Source organism: Achromobacter sp. CF-sbj1-Ac2-l (assembly GCF_052698165.1).
On sequence record NZ_CP199855.1, the window covers coordinates 1,897,025 to 1,919,536 of the forward strand.

A 22,512-nucleotide genomic window follows, 5' to 3' on the forward strand; every position below is an offset into this window, starting at 1 on the left:
CCGTGGGGGCGCGCGCCCGGCTCGCCGGTCGTCAGAGCTGCGCCATCGCCGCCCGGCTTTTACCGGCCGACTTGGCCAGGTACAACGCCTGGTCCGCGGCGTGCAACACCGCGGCCGTGTCGGCGCCGTGGCGCGGGATCAGCGCGATGCCGATGCTGCCGCCGATGTACACCGGCATGGCCTGCTGCAGGTCATACGGCTGCCTGACGCTGTCGATGATCCGTTCGGAAAACCGCCGGATGTCCTGGTTGCCGTCCAGCCCCATCAACAGCACGAATTCGTCGCCGCCGATGCGGCCGGCCTCGGCGTCCGGCGGCTTGAGCGCCTGCAGGCGCTCGGACACCTGCCGGAGCAGCATGTCGCCGACGCCATGGCCATAGGTATCGTTGACCGACTTGAAGCCGTCCAGGTCGAGGTACAACACCGCGAACTCTGCCTTGTCCTGGCTCGCCCGGCCCACCGCCTGGTCCAGCGCGCGCAGCAGGCCGTAGCGGTTCAGCAGCCCGGTCAGCGAATCCTGCCGCGCCTGGCGTTCGTTTTCGCGTTCTGCCAGCATGGTCGACACCAGCATGCCGTTGAGCCGGTACGAGGCCATCGACATCGAGGTCATGTAGAGCGGCACCTGCACCAGCACCAGCCAGAAAATCGGCTCCCGGGTAAACAGGGCCGCCAGTGCGCAGGGGCCCACGCTCAGCGCCACCATCGCCGCCGACAGCCGCGGCGCGCCGAAATTGCGCACGCAGATGCCTCCGACCATCGAGGCCGCCGACAGACAGGCCAGCGTCGCCGCGATCCAGTCGCCGCTGGTCAGGCTGATGAAGGTGCCGTAGCCCACGCTGGCGGCCCACAAGAGCGCCAGCACTACATACAGGTCGGTCGGGGTAGGCCGGCGGGCCAGCGCGGCGCGCCGCGCCGATACCAGCACCAGGATGCGGCTGGCGCAGATCAGCGCCTCCATCGCCAGCCACAGCAGGAATGGCGGCTCGGGTCGCCGCAGCGTAATCAGCGCTGCCACCAGCAGGGTATTGATGATGCCGCCAAAGAAGATCGGCAGGGATCCGAACAGGCCTCCCACCAGCGCTACGCGGATCTCCGGCGGCACGTTGCGGCCGGGGTCGACCAGCCACCGCGTGAACCGCAGGGTGGGTACGCTGTAAATCCTGTCCTGGGTGTTCATAGGTTCGTCGAATGGGAACGGCGGGCGCGGCGCTGTCGGCGCCATCTTGCCTGCCCGCATGGCCTTGCGGCATTATGACCGCTAAAAATGCCACGACCCCTACCGCGATAGCGAAGGAGCGCCGTATTGAAGTCCCATGGGTTATTACACCGAACTCTGTATGCCCTGGCGGGGCTGATCGCGGTCGGCATCTGTGCCGCGGCGGTGGCGCTGCTCTGGATGGACCGGCGCACGACCTGGAACCAGGCCTATGTCTCCGCTGGCAATCTCACCGAAGTGCTGGCCGCCGACATCGGCCGCACCATCCGCGTCTACGATCTGTCGCTGCAGGGCGTCATCGAGCGCCTGAATGAACCCGATATCGAGTCTCTGCCGCGCGGCACGCTGCACCGCTTCCTGTTCGACCGCGCCGCGAGCGCCGAATACCTGGGCACCATCCTCATTCTCGATCGCGACGGCAACGTCCGCTACGACTCGCAAAGCACCGAGCCCGTCACGCTGAACTTCGCCGACCGCGATTTCTTCCAGGTCCATCGGGATCACCCCGATGCGGGCATGTATGTCGGCCGCCCCTACCTCAGCCGCCTGCGCGGCGGCGATGAAAGCATCGGCATCAGCCGGCGGCTGTCCAATCCGGACGGCAGTTTCGCCGGTGTCGTCACCGGTTCGTTGCGGCTGGCCTATTTCCGCGACCGCTTCGCGGGGCTGTCGATCGGCCCGCGCGACGCCATCACCATCTTCCGCAACGATGGCGCCGTCCTCGCCCGCACGCCGTATTCGTCGGCCGACCTGGGCGCCGATATCGGTCAGGAATTGGATTTCCAACAGTTCCTCATTCGTCGCGAGGGCGTCTTCGTCGGCGTGCTGGCGCCCGACGGCGTCGACCGCCTCTATACCTTCGAGAGCGTGCCCGGCACGCCGCTGGTGATCGACGTGGCGATGGCGGTCGACGAAGTCCTCGAACCCTGGGTGCGGCGCGCCATGCTGATCATCCCCGTCACGCTGGCGCTGTTCGCCTCGGTGATGGCGCAGATCGTGCTGTACCGGCGCGAGACCCGCCTGCGCCAGGAGGCCGAGAGCCGGCTCGAAAAGGAGGCCCAGACCGATGGCCTGACCGGTATCGCCAACCGCCGCACCTTCGACGAGGCGCTGGCGCGCGAATGGTCCAGCGCCATGCGCGATGGCCAGCCGCTGTCGCTGCTGTTCCTGGATGCCGACCATTTCAAGCGCTACAACGACCGCTACGGTCATCAGGAAGGCGACGAGCTGCTCAAGATGCTGGCGCTCACGGTGCGCGGCAAGGCTAGGCGACCGCGCGACCTGGCGGCGCGCTATGGCGGCGAGGAGTTCGTCGCCTTGCTGCCCGACACGACCAGCGAGCGCGCCCGGGTCATCGCCGAGAACATCCGCCAGGCCGTGGCCGGCCTGGGGGCGCCGCATGAAGACAACGAGGGCGGCATCGTCACCGTCAGCATCGGCGTGGCCACGTTGCGGCCGCAGCCGGGCGACGATGCCGCCGCGCTGGTGGAGGCAGCCGATGCTGCCGTCTACCGCGCCAAGGAGGCCGGCCGCAACCGGGTCATGATGGCGGATGCATGACGGTCTCGCGACGCCACCGATTGGCCGCGGCAAAAAAAAGACGACCCCTTTCGAGGTCGTCCCGGCAAGACTGGGGCGTTGGTGATCAGCCGCCCAGCATCACCGCCTGCAGGCGTGTCTGCGCCTGTTGCACCTTCTGCGCCTGGGCGGTCAGGTCCTGCAGCAGCTTGTTCAGCTCGGCCAGCACCGTCGGATCCTGCACCTTCGGCATCGGGCCCGACAGGTCGATCTGCGCCTTGTGCGCTTCCACGTATTCGGCCAGTTTCAGGCTGCTGTCCAACGTGCCGCTGATCTGCGGCAGCACTTCGCGGAACGTCTCGGCCGGCACTGTGACGGTCTTGGCGTAGGCCTTGTCGTAGACCGCCTTCAGGTCATCGGGCTGCTTGAGCTGCGCGCGGGCGGCATCCGCCTTGGCCTGTTCCTTGGCCAGCGCCTCGCTCATGTCCTTGAGCGCGGTCTGGACGGTCTTGATGTCGTCGCGGCGCGCGATGACGTCGTTCAGCGAGCGCACGGCGCCTTTCTGCATCAGGTTGCCCATCGGCTTGACGGATGCATCCATGGCGGCATTGAAGTCGGTGATCACGGCGTACTGCGCGGCGTAGTCGCCGAACGACTTCTTCTCTTCCTCCGTCAGCTTCGGCACCCGCACCCCCGGCTTGTCGACGATGCGCGTCTGCAGGAACTGCGTGAACGCGGCGCGCTGTTCGGGTTCTTTGCTGCCGCAGGCGGCCAGCACCAGCGGCAAGGCCAGGGCCAGCAGCAGGAACGGACGGAATAGGGTTTTCATTACGTGATTCTCCGGAAAACATGGGAAATGGCAGGGCCCCTCAACCCTGGGGCCTGCCAGCCGGTGGCGAGCTTATCGGGTCGCCCTTCCGGTCGCCACCGGTTTCAAACTTCATTGCAATCGAATCGCCGCGATACAAACTTCACACATATTGACGTGAAAGTTTGCGCCGTAGCTGGTATGTGGCGAGTGGGCAGGCGGAGCGGGCCGCGCACAAAGAAGAAAAGCCGCTATCGCGGCTTTCCGGCATCACGGATATTGCGTCACGGGCCCGCGGGCCGGCAAGGCGTCGAGCCTCAAACTAGGATGATGTCGTATTTTTCCTGGGAATAGGTGCTCTCGACTTCCAGCGACACCCGCTTGCCCACGAAGTCACCCAGCATTGCCAGGTGCTGGCTTTCCTCTTCGAGGAACAGATCCACCACGTCCTGCGACGCCAGGATGCGGAATTCCTTGGGGTTGAACTGGCGCGCTTCGCGCAGGATCTCGCGCAGGATTTCGTAGCACACCGTGCGCGGCGTGCGCACGTTGCCGCGCGACTCGCACATGGGGCAGGGCTCGCACAACTGGTGCGCGAGCGAGTCGCGGGTGCGCTTGCGCGTCATCTCCACCAGGCCCAGTTGCGTGAAGCCGTTGACCGTCATCCGGGTGCGGTCGCGCGCCAACGCCTTCTTCAGTTCCGCCAATACGGTCTCGCGATGCTCCTGTTCCTCCATGTCGATGAAGTCCAGGATCACGATCCCGCCCAGGTTGCGCAGCCGCAGTTGGCGCGCGATGGCCTGGGCCGCTTCCAGGTTGGTCTTGAAGATGGTGTCGTCAAAATTGCGTCCGCCGACGAAGCCGCCGGTGTTGACGTCGACCGTGGTCAGCGCCTCGGTCTGGTCGATGATCAGGTAGCCGCCCGACTTCAGGTCCACGCGGCGCGATAGCGCTCTCGCGATCTCCTCGTCGACATTGGCGGTATCGAACAGGGGGCGCTCGCCGCTGTAATGCTGGATGCGATCAACCACGGACGGCGTATAGATGCGCGCCCACTCGAGCATCGCGGCCGTCGTGGTGCGGGAATCGACCAGGATGCTGCCGGTTGACGGCCCCACCATGTCGCGCAGCACCCGCTGCGCCAGCGTCAGGTCCTGGTGCAGCAGCGCCGGCGCCGGCTGGGTGCGGGCAGCGGCCTGCACGCTGGTCCACAGCTTGCGCAGGTATTCCAGGTCGGCGGCCAGTTCCTCGTCATTGGCGCCCTCGGCCTGGGTGCGCACGATGAAGCCGCCTTTCTCCTCGCTGGGCATCAGCGCCTGCAGCCGTTCGCGCAACTGCGTGCGCTCGGACTCCGAGTCGATCTTCTGCGAAATTCCGATATGCGGATCATGCGGCAGGTAGACCAGCATGCGGCCCGCCATGCTGATCTGGGTCGATAGCCGCGCGCCCTTGGTGCCCAGGGGGTCCTTGACCACCTGGACCATGATGGTCTGCCCCTCGAACAGCAGTTTTTCGATCGGCGTGGGCGTCAGGCCCTGGCTGCGTTCGCCCCGGTTTTCGCGCAGATCGGCGATATGGATGAAGGCGGCGCGCTCCAGGCCGATGTCGATAAAGGCGCTCTGCATGCCCGGCAGCACCCGGACCACCCGTCCCAGATAGATATTGCCGACGTGGCCGCGCTGGATGCTGCGTTCCACGTGCAGCTCCTGCACCGATCCCTGCTCGACCAGCGCAACGCGGGTCTCGAAGGGCGTGACGTTGATCAGGATATCTTCGCTCAACGCGATGGTTGGGGGCATGGGGGCATCTTCTCCAGGTAAGGACTGTGCGGCGCAAGGCGAATAGTAAACGTACGGGTGCGCCTGGCAAGCAACGCAATAGCCTACAGGCAAGACGACCTATCTATATATATAGACATGCGCCGCCGCGTGGATATTGGCGATCGCGCCGTGGGACAGGCGAGCACAACGTTATCTATATAGAGAGACGCGGCATTGGGCAAGTGCGTGGGCGGGGGAGGGGCGGGCGGAGAGCAGGCAGGGGGCAGGCAGGGGGCTCTCTCGTATCGGGCGGTCTGCAAATTCATCAGGCTTTTTGCGTCCGGCGTGTGACAGCCCAAATTTCTGTGCTATAGTCTCGCTCCTTCGCAGTTCACGCAGTTTTGTGAGCCGCGAAGCCAGGCAAGTGCAACGGATTTGACGCTATGGCGACGAATCTGCCGCAGGGCAGCAAGGCGGTGAGTCAGCGATGATTCTCTCGAACCGGCGGTCAGCGAATTTTGCGTAAGTCGGTGCAAATCAGGCAGAAGCCAGTTGCACGATCTGCAAAAATTGTGCTATAGTCTTGGGCTTGGCTGGTGACGGCGAATCAGGGTTTACCCGATAGGGTGGTCTGAACAATGTTGCAAGCCGACTGGGCGGTAACCAACCTCTGGAGCGATCCGGAGCTGCTGCGAAGTGAAGCGATTCACAAAGCGGCGGGGTTGCAGGATAGGATGCAAATTAGGCAAAAGCCGGTTGCATAATCTGCAAAAGTTGTGTTATAGTTTCAGGCTTGGCAGTTACCGAAAACTTAGGGTTAACCCTGATATTTCGATAGCTGCTAAAGAGAAAGCCGGGTGCGAACCTGGTGAGACCTGAAGAGGTCGTAGGCAAGACAGCGAAGTGAAGCAAGCAACGCTGACTTGACAAACGATAAAAACTTCTTCATAATCTCGTTTCTCTGCTGCTGACACAGCGATCGACGCGAAAGCGAAATCGCCGAAGAAAGCAGAAGATGCAGTAAGTAGTTTGGTAGTACAGAATTTGGCAGTACCGCTCTTTAACAATTAAACAACCGATAAGTGTGGGCGCTTGATGCGAGTGCGCAGTGACTGGTTTTTAAAACCCGTCACAAGCACAATGAAATCAAGTGCTCACTAGAAGTGAAGTACCTTAGATGTCAAGTCTAAGCACATACCTCACTTCCTTTGAGTAGCGACGTATGACTCGGTTCTTCGGAACTAAGAAATACGAAACAAATACAGAGATTAAACTGAAGAGTTTGATCCTGGCTCAGATTGAACGCTAGCGGGATGCCTTACACATGCAAGTCGAACGGCAGCACGGACTTCGGTCTGGTGGCGAGTGGCGAACGGGTGAGTAATGTATCGGAACGTGCCCAGTAGCGGGGGATAACTACGCGAAAGCGTAGCTAATACCGCATACGCCCTACGGGGGAAAGCAGGGGATCGCAAGACCTTGCACTATTGGAGCGGCCGATATCGGATTAGCTAGTTGGTGGGGTAACGGCTCACCAAGGCGACGATCCGTAGCTGGTTTGAGAGGACGACCAGCCACACTGGGACTGAGACACGGCCCAGACTCCTACGGGAGGCAGCAGTGGGGAATTTTGGACAATGGGGGAAACCCTGATCCAGCCATCCCGCGTGTGCGATGAAGGCCTTCGGGTTGTAAAGCACTTTTGGCAGGAAAGAAACGTCGCGGGTTAATACCCCGCGAAACTGACGGTACCTGCAGAATAAGCACCGGCTAACTACGTGCCAGCAGCCGCGGTAATACGTAGGGTGCAAGCGTTAATCGGAATTACTGGGCGTAAAGCGTGCGCAGGCGGTTCGGAAAGAAAGATGTGAAATCCCAGAGCTTAACTTTGGAACTGCATTTTTAACTACCGGGCTAGAGTGTGTCAGAGGGAGGTGGAATTCCGCGTGTAGCAGTGAAATGCGTAGATATGCGGAGGAACACCGATGGCGAAGGCAGCCTCCTGGGATAACACTGACGCTCATGCACGAAAGCGTGGGGAGCAAACAGGATTAGATACCCTGGTAGTCCACGCCCTAAACGATGTCAACTAGCTGTTGGGGCCTTCGGGCCTTGGTAGCGCAGCTAACGCGTGAAGTTGACCGCCTGGGGAGTACGGTCGCAAGATTAAAACTCAAAGGAATTGACGGGGACCCGCACAAGCGGTGGATGATGTGGATTAATTCGATGCAACGCGAAAAACCTTACCTACCCTTGACATGTCTGGAATGCCGAAGAGATTTGGTAGTGCTCGCAAGAGAACCGGAACACAGGTGCTGCATGGCTGTCGTCAGCTCGTGTCGTGAGATGTTGGGTTAAGTCCCGCAACGAGCGCAACCCTTGTCATTAGTTGCTACGAAAGGGCACTCTAATGAGACTGCCGGTGACAAACCGGAGGAAGGTGGGGATGACGTCAAGTCCTCATGGCCCTTATGGGTAGGGCTTCACACGTCATACAATGGTCGGGACAGAGGGTCGCCAACCCGCGAGGGGGAGCCAATCCCAGAAACCCGATCGTAGTCCGGATCGCAGTCTGCAACTCGACTGCGTGAAGTCGGAATCGCTAGTAATCGCGGATCAGCATGTCGCGGTGAATACGTTCCCGGGTCTTGTACACACCGCCCGTCACACCATGGGAGTGGGTTTTACCAGAAGTAGTTAGCCTAACCGCAAGGGGGGCGATTACCACGGTAGGATTCATGACTGGGGTGAAGTCGTAACAAGGTAGCCGTATCGGAAGGTGCGGCTGGATCACCTCCTTTCAGAGCTTAGTGCTCGTGTTAAGCGTCCACTCTTATCGGTTGTTTGATATAGCTGGGATCGGTTGTGGGCTTGGGTAGAGGGACTCCTCCCTGTGTCCATGACTTCTGACTACTGATCCGAGAAGGTTTTGGGTCTGTAGCTCAGTCGGTTAGAGCACCGTCTTGATAAGGCGGGGGTCGTTGGTTCGAATCCAACCAGACCCACCAAGTATTCGCAGGTAGAGATGCCGTGGATATGGGGGTGTAGCTCAGCTGGGAGAGCGCCTGCTTTGCAAGCAGGATGTCATCGGTTCGATCCCGTTCACCTCCACCAAGACCTGCGCCTGGTGGGATGTAGAGGCTAACTCATAGCGTCGTGAGGAATAATATCTTCACGGTCTTATGAGTTGGGTTTTACTCAACAGCTATATTCGTTCTTTAACAATCTGGAAGAAGCACAACGAAATGTGCTCATCAAGTAATCAGCTTGCTGATGAAGATGGGTACGGGTTGTGATTGCATTAATTTTGTTCCAAGTTCTCAAGACTGGGGTGAATAACCTCAGACTGCTTTGAAACTTATGAACGGCACAAACGCTAATACTCAGGTCCTATAGCCTACAGCGTTATAGGATCAAGCGACTAAGTGCATATGGTGGATGCCTTGGCGATCACAGGCGATGAAGGACGTAGTAGCCTGCGAAAAGCTGCGGGGAGCTGGCAAACAAGCTTTGATCCGCAGATATCCGAATGGGGAAACCCACTCCGCAAGGAGTATCCCTGACTGAATACATAGGTCAGTGGAAGCGAACCGGGTGAACTGAAACATCTCAGTAGCTCGAGGAAAAGAAATCAACCGAGATTCCGAAAGTAGTGGCGAGCGAAATCGGAAGAGCCTTCACGTTTTAGCATGCAAGATAGTCGAACGGAATGGAAAGTCCGGCCGTAGCAGGTGATAGCCCTGTAGACGAAATTTTGTGTGTGGAACTAAGCGTGAGAAAAGTAGGGCGGGACACGTGAAATCCTGTTTGAAGATGGGGGGACCATCCTCCAAGGCTAAATACTCGTGATCGACCGATAGTGAACCAGTACCGTGAGGGAAAGGCGAAAAGAACCCCGGAAGGGGAGTGAAATAGATCCTGAAACCGTATGCATACAAACAGTAGGAGCCTCCTTGTGGGGTGACTGCGTACCTTTTGTATAATGGGTCAGCGACTTACATTCAGTGGCAAGGTTAACCGAATAGGGAAGCCGTAGCGAAAGCGAGTCCGAATAGGGCGATTCAGTCGCTGGGTGTAGACCCGAAACCAGATGATCTATCCATGGCCAGGTTGAAGGCACGGTAACACGTGCTGGAGGACCGAACCCACTAATGTTGAAAAATTAGGGGATGAGCTGTGGATAGGGGTGAAAGGCTAAACAAATCTGGAAATAGCTGGTTCTCTCCGAAAACTATTTAGGTAGTGCCTCAAGTATTACTGCGGGGGGTAGAGCACTGTTATAGCTAGGGGGTCATGGCGACTTACCAAACTATGGCAAACTCCGAATACCCGCAAGTACAGCTTGGGAGACAGAGCACCGGGTGCTAACGTCCGGACTCAAGAGGGAAACAACCCAGACCGCCAGCTAAGGTCCCAAATTATCGCTAAGTGGGAAACGAAGTGGGAAGGCATAGACAGTCAGGAGGTTGGCTTAGAAGCAGCCATCCTTTAAAGAAAGCGTAATAGCTCACTGATCGAGTCGTCCTGCGCGGAAGATGTAACGGGGCTAAGCGATAAACCGAAGCTGCGGGTGTGTACTTTGTACACGCGGTAGGAGAGCGTTCTGTAAGCCTGCGAAGGTGGCTTGTAAAGGCTGCTGGAGGTATCAGAAGTGCGAATGCTGACATGAGTAGCGATAAAGGGGGTGAAAAGCCCCCTCGCCGTAAGTCCAAGGTTTCCTGCGCAACGTTCATCGGCGCAGGGTGAGTCGGCCCCTAAGGCGAGGCAGAGATGCGTAGCTGATGGGAAGCTGGTTAATATTCCAGCACCGTCGTACAGTGCGATGGGGGGACGGATCGCGGAAGATCATCAGGGTGTTGGATGTCCCTGTTGACGTATCGAAGATGGCGCTTAGGCAAATCCGGGCGCGTAAATCAAGGGTATGGCACGAGCGAGCATTGCTTGCGAAGTGATTGGAAGTGGTTCCAAGAAAAGCCTCTAAGCTTCAGCTGTACGAGACCGTACCGCAAACCGACACAGGTGGACGGGATGAATATTCCAAGGCGCTTGAGAGAACTCAGGAGAAGGAACTCGGCAAATTGATACCGTAACTTCGGGAGAAGGTATACCCCGGTAGTGTGAAGCGCCTGCGCGCTTAGCATGATGGGGTCGCAGAGAATCGGTGGCTGCGACTGTTTATTAAAAACACAGCACTCTGCAAAGACGAAAGTCGACGTATAGGGTGTGACGCCTGCCCGGTGCCGGAAGGTTAAGTGATGGGGTGCAAGCTCTTGATCGAAGCCCCGGTAAACGGCGGCCGTAACTATAACGGTCCTAAGGTAGCGAAATTCCTTGTCGGGTAAGTTCCGACCTGCACGAATGGCGTAACGATGGCCACACTGTCTCCTCCTGAGACTCAGCGAAGTTGAAGTGTTTGTGATGATGCAATCTACCCGCGGCTAGACGGAAAGACCCCATGAACCTTTACTGTAGCTTTGCATTGGACTGTGAACCGGCCTGTGTAGGATAGGTGGGAGGCTTTGAAGCGTGGTCGCTAGATCACGTGGAGCCATCCTTGAAATACCACCCTGGTTTGTTTGCGGTTCTAACCTTGGTCCGTTATCCGGATCGGGGACAGTGCATGGTGGGCAGTTTGACTGGGGCGGTCTCCTCCCAAAGTGTAACGGAGGAGTTCGAAGGTACGCTAGGTACGGTCGGAAATCGTGCTGATAGTGCAATGGCATAAGCGTGCTTGACTGTGAGACTGACAAGTCGAACAGGTGCGAAAGCAGGACATAGTGATCCGGTGGTTCTGAATGGAAGGGCCATCGCTCAACGGATAAAAGGTACTCTGGGGATAACAGGCTGATACCGCCCAAGAGTTCATATCGACGGCGGTGTTTGGCACCTCGATGTCGGCTCATCTCATCCTGGGGCTGTAGCCGGTCCCAAGGGTATGGCTGTTCGCCATTTAAAGAGGTACGTGAGCTGGGTTTAAAACGTCGTGAGACAGTTTGGTCCCTATCTGCCGTGGGCGTTGGATACTTGACGGAGCCTGCTCCTAGTACGAGAGGACCGGAGTGGACGTACCTCTGGTGTACCGGTTGTCATGCCAATGGCATTGCCGGGTAGCTAAGTACGGAAGAGATAACCGCTGAAGGCATCTAAGCGGGAAACTCGTCTGAAGATTAGGTATCCCGGGGACTTGATCCCCCTAAAGAGTCGTTCGAGACCAGGACGTTGATAGGTCGGGTGTGGAAGCGCAGTAATGCGTTAAGCTAACCGATACTAATTGCTCGTGAGGCTTGATCCTATAACACTGATGGTTATGACCTGGTGATATAGCGTTCCAAGTGTCGTTCAATACAAAATCTGGCTGCCCCGTCAGCAGCCAGCCAACACCAATTACACCCACTGTGCGTTGATCATCGAGTCACACTCTGATCGCCACACGTTGCGCTTCTTCCAAGATTGGAGCGGTTGTCCCCAAAGACAATCTCTCAACCCGTTACGCCTGACGACCATAGCAAGGTGGTACCACTCCTTCCCATCCCGAACAGGACAGTGAAACGCCTTTGCGCCGATGATAGTGGACGGACGTCTGTGAAAGTAGGTCATCGTCAGGCTTTTATTGCTCAAAACCCCGCAGGCTAACGCCTGTGGGGTTTTGTCTTTTGGGGCGCGCCACACCCTGAAAAGAAACCCCGAAAAGAAACCCCCATGCGGCTTGCGCCGCACGGGGGTTTTTGTTGGCCGGGACAATGCGTCAGAGCGGTGCCGTTCCGGTGTAGTCCTGACGGTCAATGCCGTGACGCTGCAGCTTGTCGTAGAACGTCTTGCGAGGAATGCCCAACGCTTCCAGCGTTGCGCGGACGTCGCCCCGGTGGGCGGCGAGCGCTTCACGGATGAGCTGGGCTTCGAAACGCTCCATCTTTTCCGGCAGGGTGCCGGCGCTGATTGCGGGTTCGGGGGCCGTGGCGGTGGGGGTGTTCAGCACGCCCAGGACGAAGCGTTCGGCGAAGTGTGCGAGTTCTCGCACATTGCCGGGCCAGTCATGTGTCAATAGATGGCGCTTGATGTCCGTGGGCATGTCGGGAATGTCGCGTTGGAAGCGGCGCGAGGCATGACCCAGGTAGTGGGCCAGCAGCAGAGGGATGTCCTCGCGGCGTTCGCGCAGGGGCGGAATGCGGATGGTGACCACATTCAGGCGGTAGAACAGGTCTTCGCGGAATTTGGCGCGAACGGCCGGGCTGCCCAGGTCTTCCTTGGTGGCGGCGACGACGCGCAAGTCCAGGTTGCGGACTTCGTTGCTGCCCAGCGGGGTGATCTGTCGCGATTCGAGGACGCGCAGCAGCTTGACCTGCACCGCCAGGGGCATGCTCTCGATTTCGTCGAGGAACAGGGTGCCGCCGCTGGCGTGCTCGATGCGGCCTATGCGCCGCTTCTGCGCGCCGGTGAAGGCGCCGGCCTCGTGGCCGAACAGCTCGCTTTCGATCACGCTTTCCGGTAGCGCGCCACAGTTGATCGCGACCAGCGCGCGATGCCGCCGGCGGCTCAGGCGGTGCAGGGCGGTGGCGACCACTTCCTTGCCGGTGCCGGTTTCGCCCTCAACCAGCACGTCGACGTCGGCGTCGGCGATGTGGCGCAGCGTCTGCTTGATGCGCTGCATGGCCGGGGTGGTGCCTATGAAGGGCACTTCGTCGGCTTCGACCGCGAACGCGGCCTCGCGCAGGCGGCGGTTCTCCAGCACCAGGTGACGTTTTTCGGCTGCGTGTGAGATGGCGGTGACCAGGCGATCCGGGGGATAGGGTTTGGCCAGGAAATCATAGGCGCCGTCGCGCATGCATTGCACCGCCATGGCGATGTCGCCGTGGCCGGTGATGAGGATGACGGGGATCTCCGGGTCGATGGCCCGCAGGCGCTGGAACAGTTGCAGCCCATCGATGTCGGGCATGCGGATATCGGTGACCACCACGCCGTCGAAGTCGCGATTGATCGTGGCGAGCGCGCCGCGCGCGCTGGCATGGGCTTCGACCGCGATGCCGTGCAGCTTGAGCGTCTGCACGTTGGCGCGGCGCAGGTCCTCGTCGTCGTCAATGAAGGCGACACGTGGTGCGGCGGGCTTGGCGCGGGGATCTTCCAGCAGGGCGGCTCCAGGCATGGCGCCTGGCGGCAGGGGCTGGGAGTGGTCGGTGTCAGGTACGCGGGTCATGGATCGAAGGCGGCGCTTTGCGCAGCGTCAGGGTGAACATCGCGCCGCGGCCGGGGCCGTGGGGCGCGGGGAAAATGGCATCGCCGGGATGGGCGGCACGCAGGTCGCCGCCGAATTCGGCGACGATGTCGCGTGAAATCACCAGGCCCAGCCCCAGGCCCTCGGCCTTGGTGGTGTGAAACGGCGTGAACAGGCGCGCGCTGGCTTCGGGCGACAGGCCCGGGCCGTTGTCGTTGACGAACAGTTGCACCGAGGCGCCCATGTCCTGCAGTGCGATGATGATGCGGCCGTCGGCCTGGCCTTCGAGTGCATCCATGCCGTTCTGCAGGAGGTTCACCAGCACCTGCTCGAGGCGGATGCGGTTGGCCTGCACCAGGTAGTCTTGTTCCACAGGCGGGCGTTGCAACACTACGCGCTGGCGCCTGGCCCGGGGGCCGACCAGCAGCAGTGCGCCATCCAGCGCCTCTTTCAGGCTGGTGGGGCCGACCGAGGCGCCTGCCTTGCGCGAGAACGCGCGCAGCTCGCCGGTGATATGGCCGATGCGGTCGGTGAGCGAGGCGATGGTGCCCAGGTTTTCCTGGACGGAGGCCGGATCCTGGCGGCGTAGGAATTCAGCGGCGTTGTCGGCATAGGCGCGGATCGCGGCCACCGGCTGGTTGATTTCGTGCGCGACGCCGGCGGCAACCTGGCCCAGCAGCGCGAGCTTGCTGGCTTGCACCAGTTCGTCCTGCATGGTGTGCAGACGCGCCTCGGTGCGCTGGCGTTCGTCCATTTGCGCCAGCAGTTGCTGGTTGACCTCGCGCAGTTGCGCGGTGCGCTCTTCGACCTGGGCGGCCAACTGCTGGCGTACCGCCATCTGCTGGGAGGCGCGTTCACGGTTGCGATGGCGGCGGTAAAGCAGGATGCCGATGACGGCGGATAGCACGCCTTGGGCCAGCAGCGCGCCCAGTTGCGCGTTGGCGGTGGCGCGGTTGAGCGCCGACTGCACGGGGGACAGCAGGTGCAGCGTCCAGCCCGGCGATTCGACGATGGGGAGTGTGGTGTGCAGCAGCGGCGCGCCGGCTGGAATCTGTGGCAGGGCTTCGGCCGATCGCAGCAGTTGGCCGCCACTGATCGTCGTCGGGGCGGGCCGCAAGGGCAGCGGCTGGAACATGGCGTCGCCGAACTGCAGGCTGGTGCGCAGGGTCTGGGCCAGGTCGGGCGCCAGCGGCTTGAGCACGCGGAAGCGCCAGTCGGGCACGCTGCCCAGCAGCACGACGCCATGTTCGTCGGTGACGAAGATGGGCGCGTTCGACTGGCGCCAGTCGGCTTCGAGGTCACGGAAATCGACTTTCAACACCACGACGCCCAGCATCGTGCCGCTGGTGTCGTCGACCCGCCGCGACAGGTAAAGGCCGGCTTCGTGGCTGATGGTGCCAAGCGCGAAGTGCTCGGCGGATCCGTGCGCCACGGCGCCGCGAAAGTACGGCCGGAACTGGTAATCGACGCCGACGAAGGTGGCGGGTTCGCGCCAGTTGCTGGCGGCGATGGCGTAGCCCGTCTGGTCCAGGACGTAGATCGCCGAGGCGCCCACGCCGCGGCTCAGGCTGTCGAGTTTTTCGTCGAGCGACTCGATCTGCGCCGCTGTGGGGTTCTGCAGCGTGGCGCGCAGGTCGACATCGCGAGTGAGGACGAATGGCAGCGCACGGAATTTGTCCAGGTTGTTGCGCAGCAGGGCGGCGTTGATCTGGCCGGCGCTGCGGGCCTGCAGGTAGGCTTCCTTGAGAGCGCCGTCGCGCGCCCATTCGCTGGCGGCATGCAGGATACCGAACACCACCGCCACGACCGCCAGAATCAGAAGCGCCCACGGCCAGGCCGGACGGCGGCGGGACGCGGCGGCATCCGCTTGAGCGGGCGCAGCGGCGGACGCCTGCTGGGAGCGAGGACGAGTGGGCATGGTGGTGTGCGGTTTTTCGCACATTTTAGCGGAGTTCTGTGTGGTATTTCGCCAATCTTTTCGGCGGCAACCCCTGTCAGCCAGAAAAAAAACAATTGAATCAAAGACTTGAGCTCTATATCCGATCAACCGTGGCTTGGCACGCCATTTGCATATGACAGTGCAAGCCCGGCGATATTGCTCATCGGGTGAAATCGGCCTGCGGAGATACGCAAGGCTTTAAAAGAGATAACGCCCCGATACCCGCTGCGCATCGTCGCATGGAGCCTGGGGCCCTGGTGGGGACAAATCCCGATGATCGAAGTGGATCAAGGCGCGCCTGCGCGCAAGCTCAAGTTCTATCAAATTCTGTATGTGCAGGTGCTTTTCGCGATCGTGATCGGCATCCTGCTGGGCTATTTCAAGCCCGACCTCGGGCAGGCCATGCAGCCCCTGGGTGACGGCTTCATCAAGCTGGTGAAGATGATCATCGCCCCGGTGATCTTCCTGACCGTGGCGACCGGCATCGCGGCCATGAGCGACCTCAAGAAGGTCGGGCGCGTGGCGGGCAAGGCCATGCTGTACTTCCTGGTGTTCTCGACCCTGGCCCTGATCGTGGGCATGGTGGTGAGCCACATCGTGCAGCCGGGCGCCGGCATGCACATCAATCCGGCCACGCTGGACCAGAAGGCGGTGTCGGGCTATGTTGCTAAGGCGCATGACTCGACCATCACGGGTTTCCTGCTGAACGTCATCCCCACCACGATCTTCAGCCCCTTCGTCGGCGGCGACATCCTGCAGGTGCTGTTCGTGGCGGTGCTGTTCGGCATCGCGCTGGCTCAGGTCGGCGAGCGCGGCAAGCCGGTGCTGGACTTCCTGACGGCGCTGGCCCAACCGATCTTCAAGCTGGTCGCCATCCTGATGAAGGCCGCGCCCATCGGCGCATTTGGCGCGATGGCGTTCACCATCGGCAAGTACGGCATCAAGTCGATCATCAACCTGGCGATGCTGGTGGGCACCTTCTACGCCACCTCGGTGCTGTTCGTGGTCGTGGTGCTGGGCCTGGTGGCGCGCTACAACGGCTTCTCGATCCTGAAGCTGGTGCGCTACATCCGCGAAGAACTGCTGCTGGTGCTGGGCACGAGCTCGTCGGAAGCGGCGCTGCCGACGCTGATGCAGAAGATGGAACGCGCCGGCTGCTCGAAGTCGGTGGTTGGCCTGGTGGTGCCCACCGGTTATTCGTTCAACCTGGATGGCACCAACATCTACATGACGATGGCGGCGCTGTTCATCGCGCAGGCCTGCGACATTCCGCTGTCGCTGGGCGACCAGATCCTGTTGCTGCTGGTGGCGATGCTGAGCTCCAAGGGCGCCGCGGGCGTGACGGGCGCCGGCTTCATCACCCTGGCCGCGACGCTGTCGGTGGTGCCGACGGTGCCGGTGGCCGGCATGGCGCTGATCCTGGGCGTGGACCGCTTCATGTCGGAATGCCGCGCGCTGACCAACCTGGTCGGCAACGCCACCGCCGCGGTCGTGGTGGCGCGCTGGGAAGGCGAGTTGGACAAGGACCAACTGCATGCGGCGCTCGAAGGCGAGGCGCCGGCCGCGCAGCCGCAGGCGATGGCGCGGGTGTCGACGTCGCAGAGCTGATCGCCGCCTGACCACGTCAAAAAGCCCCCGGGACCGCAAGGCCCGGGGGCTTTTTTCATGGGATTGCGCGGAATCAGGGAATCGCGATGCCCGCGGCCCGCAACAGGTTGGCGGTCTCGAATAGCGGCAGGCCCATGACGCCGGTGTAGCTGCCGTCGATGCGCGCGATGAAAGTGCCCGCCAGGCCCTGGATGCCATAGGCGCCGGCTTTGCCGTAAGGCTCGCCGCTGTCGCAGTAGCGCGCGATTTCGTCAGGTTGCAAGGGGCGCATCTGCACCTGGGTGATCGAAACCGCTTCCAGCAGGCGATCGCCCGTCCATAGCGCGACGGCGGTGTGGACTTGGTGCGTCTGGCCCGACAACGCCTGCAGGATGCGGATGGCGTCGTCGCGGTCGGCGGGCTTGCCCAGCACCTGGCCGTCGAGGATGACGGTGGTGTCGGCGGCCAGCAGCGGCAAGGCCGGCAAGGCTTGCGCGCGCAGCCAGTCGCGGCCGCGTTCGGCCTTGTCGCGCGCGGTGCGCTGCACGTAGTCGGCGGCGCTTTCGCCGGGGTGCTGGGGTTCGTCTTCACCGGGCGGCGCCGGCACGCGCAGCACGTCGTGCGCGAGGCCGATCTGCGTCAGCAGTTCGCGCCGGCGCGGGCTGGCGGAGGCGAGGTACAGGCGTGCGGGAGGGGGAGCGTCAGTCATGGGAAGCGGCGCGCGCCAGGCTGGCGTCCGGCGTCATGCCTCAGGCGCGATGATAGGGATGGTTGGTCATGATGGCCCAGGCGCGGTAGAGCTGTTCAGCCAGCACCACGCGCACCATGGGATGCGGCAGCGTCAGCGACGACAGGCGCAACTGGCCGCTGCACGAAGCCTTGAGCTCGGCATCCAGGCCGTCGGGGCCGCCGACCAGGAAGGCGACATCCTGACCGCCCGCGCGCCATTGTTCGAGCCTCTGTGACAACGCCATGGTGGTGAGGTCGCGGCCGCGTTCGTCCAGCGCCAGGCGTAGCGCACTGGCCGGCAGCGCGGCCTCGATGCGCTTGGCCTCGGCGGCCATCATCTGGGCCGGGGTCTTGCCGGTGGTGCGGGGTTCGGGCTTGATCTCGCGCAGTTCGAGCGCGCAGTCGGGCGGCAGGCGCTTGGCGTAGTCGTCCCAGGCGGTCTGCACCCAGTCTGGCATGCGCGTGCCCACGGCGGCGACGATCAGCTTCACGACGCGCTCTTAATCGTCGGTGCTGTCGTAGGCGCTGTCGCTGGCGATTGGCGCGACCCGGGTGGATTCCGGCAGCAGCTTGACGCGCACCGGCTTGCCGCCCCAGATCTCTTCCAGGTTGTAGTACTGGCGGATGGCGGGCTGCATGATGTGGACCACGACGTCGCCCAGGTCGACGACGACCCATTCGCCGGTGTCCTCGCCTTCGATCGTGATGCCGGAGAGGTCGAGCGCGCGGCCGCGGTCTGCCACGCTGGAGGCCAGCGCCCGCGTCTGGCGATTGGAGGTGGCGCTTGCAATCACGACGCGATCGAACAGGCTGGTCAGATGCGTGGTGTTGAAGACCTTGATGTCTTGCGCCTTGACGTCTTCGAGGGCGTCGATGACGGCGCGTTGGAGTTTCTGTATATCCATAGCTGCAAATATAACCCGCTGACGGACGGCGAGTGCCGGTTTCCGTGGCGCTGCGCGCCAGGGCGGGATGGGTTTATCGGTAAAGATGGTGCGCCGCAATATAGGCGGCGACGGGCGCGGCCAGCAGGCCGTCGGTCGATTCGCCCCGGGCCAGGCGCTCGCGGATCTGCGAGGCTGAAACCGGCATCGGGGCGAAAGGCAATTCTTCGAGTTCGCGTCCCTGGCCGCGCAGCCAGTCAGCCAGCTCCGCCGGCGGCGCCAGCGGCGTGCCGGGGCGTGTGGCCACCGCCAGGTCGACCAGGCTGGCGATTTCGCGCCATGACTGCCAGGTGCAGAAATTGGCCAACTGGTCGGCGCCCAGCAGCCAGACATAGCGGGCATCCGCGGGCAGGGCGCGCAGGGTGTCGATAGTGTAGGTGGCGCCGCCGCGTTCGAGTTCGATCGGGTTGACCGCCAGGCCATCGTGGCCGGCGATGGCCAGTTCCAGCATGGCGCGGCGCTGGTCCGCGGTGGCGTGCAAGGCGGCGCGCTGCCAGGGGTTGGCCGCCGGGATCAGTTGCACTTGCGCCAGGCCGAGCGCCCGCAGCGCGTTGTCGGCCAGCGCGACATGCGCGACGTGGACGGGGTCGAAACTGCCGCCCAGGAGCCCGATGCGCTTCACACCCAGTCCCGCGGCGTCAGGTAGGCAGCCAACTCGGCCTCGGGCGTGCCTGCCTCCGGTTGCCAGTCGTAGCGCCATTGCGCCAGCGGCGGCATGGACAGCAGGATCGACTCGGTGCGGCCGCCGGACTGCAGGCCGAACAGCGTGCCGCGGTCGAACACCAGGTTGAATTCGACGTAGCGGCCGCGGCGGTAGGCCTGGAAGTCGCGTTCGCGTTCGCCGTAGGGCGTGTGGCGGCGACGTTCGACGATCGGCAGGTAGCTGTCGAGGAAGGCGTCGCCGACCGAGCGCGTCAGGGCGAACGAGGCGTCGAAGCCGGGAGCGTTCAGGTCATCGAAGAAAATGCCGCCGATGCCCCGGGTTTCGTTGCGGTGCTTGAGGAAGAAATACTCGTCGCACCAGCGCTTGTAGCGCGGGTAGTAGTCGGCGCCATGCCCGGCCAGGGCGTCGCGGCACACCGTGTGGAAGTGGCGCGCGTCTTCCTCGAAAGGGTAGTAGGGCGTCAGGTCGATGCCGCCGCCGAACCAGAACACGTCGGCCTCGTCATGGCCGGGACGGGCCGCGGCGACGAACATGCGCACGTTCATGTGCGTGGTGGGCACGTACGGGTTGCGCGGGTGCAGCACCATCGACACGCCCATGGCTTCCCAGGAGCGGCCAGCCAGCTCGGGCCGGTGCGCGCTGGCCGACGGCGGCAGCTTCGAACCCTGGACGTGGCTGAACAGCACGCCGGCGCGCTCGAACAACTGGCCGCCTTCGAGCAGGCGCGACAGGCCGCCGCCGCCTTCGGGCCTGACCCATTCGTCGCTGCGGAAGGGGCCGCCTTCGGCGGCCTCCAGCGCGGCGACGATGCGGGCTTGCAGGCCGGTGAGGTAGCCGCGGACGTCGGCGACGGGCAAGGCGTTCATCGGCGCTTCCGGTTACGCGTTGGACTTGGGCTTCTGCTGCGACGGCTTGAGCGCGCGCCAGCCGATGTCGCTGCGGTACTGGCGGCCGTCGAAGTGGATGCCGTCGATGGCTTCGTACACACGGTCGCGCGCCATCTTGACCGAGTCGCCCAGCGCCGTGACGCACAGCACGCGGCCGCCGGTGGTCTGGGTTTCGTCGCCTTCCAGGCGGGTGGCCGCGTGGAACACCATGCAGTCGTCGGCGTCGGCGGGCAGGCCGCGGATGACGTCGCCGGTGCGCGGGGTGTTGGGATAGTTGTGCGAGGCCAGCACCACGCCCAGGGCGGTGCGGCGGTCCCAGGTGATGTCGGCCTGGTCCAGCGTGCCCTCGACGGCGTGCTCGAGCGCGTCCAGCAGGTCGCTCTTGACGCGCATCATGATCGGCTGGGTTTCCGGGTCGCCCATGCGGCAGTTGAATTCCAGCGTCTTGATGTCGCGGTCGGGATCATCGCCGGGGGCGATCATCAGGCCGGCGTACAGGAAGCCGGTGTAGGGGATGCCGTCGCGCGTCATGCCCTGCACGGTCGGCAGGATGATTTCGCGCATGATGCGGTGGTGCAGCTCGGGCGTGACGATCGGGGCGGGCGAGTAGGCGCCCATGCCGCCGGTGTTCGGGCCCTGGTCGCCGTCCTGCAGGCGCTTGTGGTCCTGGCTGGTGGCCAGCGCCAGCACATTGCGGCCGTCGCACATGACGATGAAGCTGGCTTCCTCGCCGACCAGGCATTCCTCGATGACGACGCGCGCGCCGGCTTCGCCCATGGAGCCGTCGCCCAGCATGGCGTCGACGGCGGCATGCGCCTCTTCGAGCGTGGCGGCGACCACCACGCCCTTGCCGGCGGCCAGGCCGTCGGCCTTGATCACGATGGGGGCGCCTTCCTGGTCGATATAGGCGTGGGCGGCGGCGGGATCGGTGAAGGTTTCGTAGCGCGCGGTCGGGATGTTGTGCCGGACCATGAAGGCCTTGGCGTAGTCCTTGGAGCTTTCCAGTTGCGCGGCGGCCTTGGTCGGGCCGAAGATCTTCAGGCCGCGGGCGCGGAAGACGTCGACCACACCGGCGGCCAGCGGCGCCTCGGGGCCCACGACCGTCAGGGCGATGCCTTCGCGCTGGACGAAATCGGCCAATTCCTCGGCATTGGTGAGCGGGATGTTTTCCATCTGCTCGGCCCGTTGCGTGCCGCCGTTGCCCGGCGCCACGTACACCTTGTGTACGCGGGGGGAGCGGGCCAGTCGCCAGGCGAGGGCATGTTCGCGGCCGCCCGAGCCAATTACCAGGAGTTTCATTGTTGCGTGATTCTTAAGGTTGCCAGTCGAGTGTCGTCAGACACCTGCCCGAGAAATAGGCCACGGATCCGGGCGGGCCCGGATCCGGTGACAGCGCGGCGCCTGGAAGGCATAAGCCCGCAGCGCGCCGGGGTAATGGAAAAAGACTGCGGAAAGTTACTGCGCTTCGTCGAAAATGACGGTGGTATAGACTTCCTGCACGTCGTCCAGGCCTTCCAGGGCGTCGAGCAGCTTCTGCATCTTGATGGCGTCTTCGCCGGCCAGTTCGGTTTCGTTCAGGGCCTTCATGACGATGCCGTCGACTTCGGCCTTCAGGCCGGCCTCGTCGAACGCCTTGCGCACGGCGGCGTAGTCGGTCGGGGCGCAGATGACTTCGATCACGCCTTCCTCGTCGGTGGCGACGTCTTCGGCGCCGGCCTCGAGCGCGGCTTCCATGACCTTGTCTTCCGGCGTGCCGGGGGCGAACACGAATTGGCCGCAGTGCTTGAACATGAAGGCGACCGAGCCTTCCTGGCCCAGGTTGCCGCCGTTCTTGGCGAAGGCGTGGCGCACTTCGGCCACGGTGCGGGTGCGGTTGTCGGTCATGCAGTCGACGATGACCGCCGCGCCGCCGATGCCGTAGCCCTCGTAGCGCACTTCTTCGTACGCTTCGCCGTCCGCGCCGCCCGCGCCGCGCTGGATGGCGCGCTGGATGTTGTCCTTGGGCATGTTGGCGTCGGTGGCCTTGTCCCAGGCCATGCGCAAGCGCGGGTTGCTGTCCGGGTCGGGGCCGCCGGCGCGCGCCGCCACGGTGATTTCACGAATGATCTTGGTCCAGAGCTTTCCGCGTTTGGCGTCTTGACGGCCTTTGCGGTGCTGAATATTGGCCCATTTGCTGTGTCCGGCCATGGCTTCCCAGGATAAATTGTCTGCAAAAACGGCATTTTACCGTGCCGGCGGCCTCCGCGCCCGG

At 62.7% G+C, this 22,512-nt stretch carries 14 protein-coding genes, 2 tRNA genes and 3 rRNA genes; 7 read left to right on the plus strand and 12 right to left on the minus strand.

Annotation, left to right across the window (positions count from 1 at the left end):
- Window positions 1-31 precede the first annotated feature (31 nt).
- On the minus strand, window positions 32-1,177 hold the full coding sequence (locus tag ACUDCK_RS08710; protein ID WP_054501251.1) for a GGDEF domain-containing protein: 1,146 nt from the start codon (window positions 1,175-1,177) through the stop codon (window positions 32-34).
- Between the two features lie 126 nt (window positions 1,178-1,303).
- On the opposite strand from ACUDCK_RS08710, the gene ACUDCK_RS08715 reads away from it, so the two are divergent.
- Window positions 1,304-2,776, plus strand: coding sequence for a sensor domain-containing diguanylate cyclase (locus ACUDCK_RS08715; protein ID WP_064526526.1), 1,473 nt, complete (start codon window positions 1,304-1,306; stop codon window positions 2,774-2,776).
- An 85-nt stretch (window positions 2,777-2,861) separates the two neighbouring features.
- Here the strand turns inward: ACUDCK_RS08715 and ACUDCK_RS08720 are convergent, their stop codons facing one another.
- On the minus strand, window positions 2,862-3,563 hold the full coding sequence (locus ACUDCK_RS08720; RefSeq protein ID WP_054501249.1) for a DUF3053 domain-containing protein: 702 nt from the start codon (window positions 3,561-3,563) through the stop codon (window positions 2,862-2,864).
- 296 nt (window positions 3,564-3,859) lie between these two features.
- Window positions 3,860-5,323, minus strand: a complete 1,464-nt coding sequence (gene rng, locus ACUDCK_RS08725) for a ribonuclease G (RefSeq protein WP_006393908.1) — start codon at window positions 5,321-5,323, stop codon at window positions 3,860-3,862.
- A 1,249-nt stretch (window positions 5,324-6,572) separates the two neighbouring features.
- Between rng and ACUDCK_RS08730 the strand changes: the two genes are divergently transcribed.
- The 5 genes from ACUDCK_RS08730 (at window position 6,573) to rrf (ending at window position 11,907) form a co-directional block, all read left to right on the plus strand.
- Window positions 6,573-8,103: ribosomal RNA gene (locus tag ACUDCK_RS08730) — 16S ribosomal RNA — on the plus strand.
- 130 nt (window positions 8,104-8,233) lie between these two features.
- A tRNA-Ile gene (locus tag ACUDCK_RS08735) sits at window positions 8,234-8,310 on the plus strand.
- A gap of 30 nt (window positions 8,311-8,340) precedes the next feature.
- Window positions 8,341-8,416 (plus strand) — tRNA-Ala (locus ACUDCK_RS08740).
- Between the two features lie 297 nt (window positions 8,417-8,713).
- Window positions 8,714-11,594: ribosomal RNA gene (locus ACUDCK_RS08745) — 23S ribosomal RNA — on the plus strand.
- A 200-nt stretch (window positions 11,595-11,794) separates the two neighbouring features.
- Window positions 11,795-11,907 (plus strand): 5S ribosomal RNA (rrf, locus tag ACUDCK_RS08750).
- The 16S, 23S and 5S rRNA genes sit together here with 2 tRNA genes alongside, the layout of an rRNA operon.
- 140 nt (window positions 11,908-12,047) lie before the next feature.
- Here rrf and ACUDCK_RS08755 read toward each other — a convergent pair.
- Both ACUDCK_RS08755 and ACUDCK_RS08760 read right to left on the minus strand, forming a co-directional pair.
- A complete protein-coding gene (locus ACUDCK_RS08755; RefSeq protein ID WP_175167706.1) occupies window positions 12,048-13,442 on the minus strand; it encodes a sigma-54-dependent transcriptional regulator in 1,395 nt (464 codons plus the stop codon).
- A gap of 34 nt (window positions 13,443-13,476) precedes the next feature.
- Window positions 13,477-15,429 (minus strand): sensor histidine kinase, encoded by a 1,953-nt coding sequence (locus ACUDCK_RS08760; protein ID WP_231132994.1) that lies wholly within the window; start codon window positions 15,427-15,429, stop codon window positions 13,477-13,479.
- A gap of 294 nt (window positions 15,430-15,723) precedes the next feature.
- On the opposite strand from ACUDCK_RS08760, the gene ACUDCK_RS08765 reads away from it, so the two are divergent.
- On the plus strand, window positions 15,724-17,058 hold the full coding sequence (locus ACUDCK_RS08765; RefSeq protein WP_054503965.1) for a dicarboxylate/amino acid:cation symporter: 1,335 nt from the start codon (window positions 15,724-15,726) through the stop codon (window positions 17,056-17,058).
- A gap of 73 nt (window positions 17,059-17,131) precedes the next feature.
- Here the strand turns inward: ACUDCK_RS08765 and ACUDCK_RS08770 are convergent, their stop codons facing one another.
- The 7 genes from ACUDCK_RS08770 to ACUDCK_RS08800 form a co-directional block, all read right to left on the minus strand.
- Entirely contained in the window at window positions 17,132-17,746 is a 615-nt protein-coding gene (locus ACUDCK_RS08770) for a Maf family protein (RefSeq protein WP_054503964.1), read from the minus strand.
- 40 nt (window positions 17,747-17,786) lie between these two features.
- Entirely contained in the window at window positions 17,787-18,257 is a 471-nt protein-coding gene (gene rlmH / locus ACUDCK_RS08775) for a 23S rRNA (pseudouridine(1915)-N(3))-methyltransferase RlmH (protein WP_116793151.1), read from the minus strand.
- 9 nt (window positions 18,258-18,266) lie between these two features.
- Window positions 18,267-18,671, minus strand: coding sequence for a ribosome silencing factor (gene rsfS / locus ACUDCK_RS08780; RefSeq protein WP_049075289.1), 405 nt, complete (start codon window positions 18,669-18,671; stop codon window positions 18,267-18,269).
- 73 nt (window positions 18,672-18,744) lie between these two features.
- A complete protein-coding gene (gene nadD, locus ACUDCK_RS08785; protein ID WP_175167635.1) occupies window positions 18,745-19,332 on the minus strand; it encodes a nicotinate (nicotinamide) nucleotide adenylyltransferase in 588 nt (195 codons plus the stop codon).
- Window positions 19,329-20,240, minus strand: coding sequence for an oxygen-dependent coproporphyrinogen oxidase (hemF, locus tag ACUDCK_RS08790; RefSeq protein ID WP_175167636.1), 912 nt, complete (start codon window positions 20,238-20,240; stop codon window positions 19,329-19,331). The genes nadD and hemF overlap by 4 nt, the downstream gene beginning before the upstream one ends.
- Before the next feature lie 12 nt (window positions 20,241-20,252).
- On the minus strand, window positions 20,253-21,560 hold the full coding sequence (gene purD, locus ACUDCK_RS08795) for a phosphoribosylamine--glycine ligase (RefSeq protein ID WP_006387794.1): 1,308 nt from the start codon (window positions 21,558-21,560) through the stop codon (window positions 20,253-20,255).
- 156 nt (window positions 21,561-21,716) lie between these two features.
- A complete protein-coding gene (locus tag ACUDCK_RS08800; RefSeq protein ID WP_054503960.1) occupies window positions 21,717-22,448 on the minus strand; it encodes a YebC/PmpR family DNA-binding transcriptional regulator in 732 nt (243 codons plus the stop codon).
- Window positions 22,449-22,512: the final 64 nt, after the last annotated feature.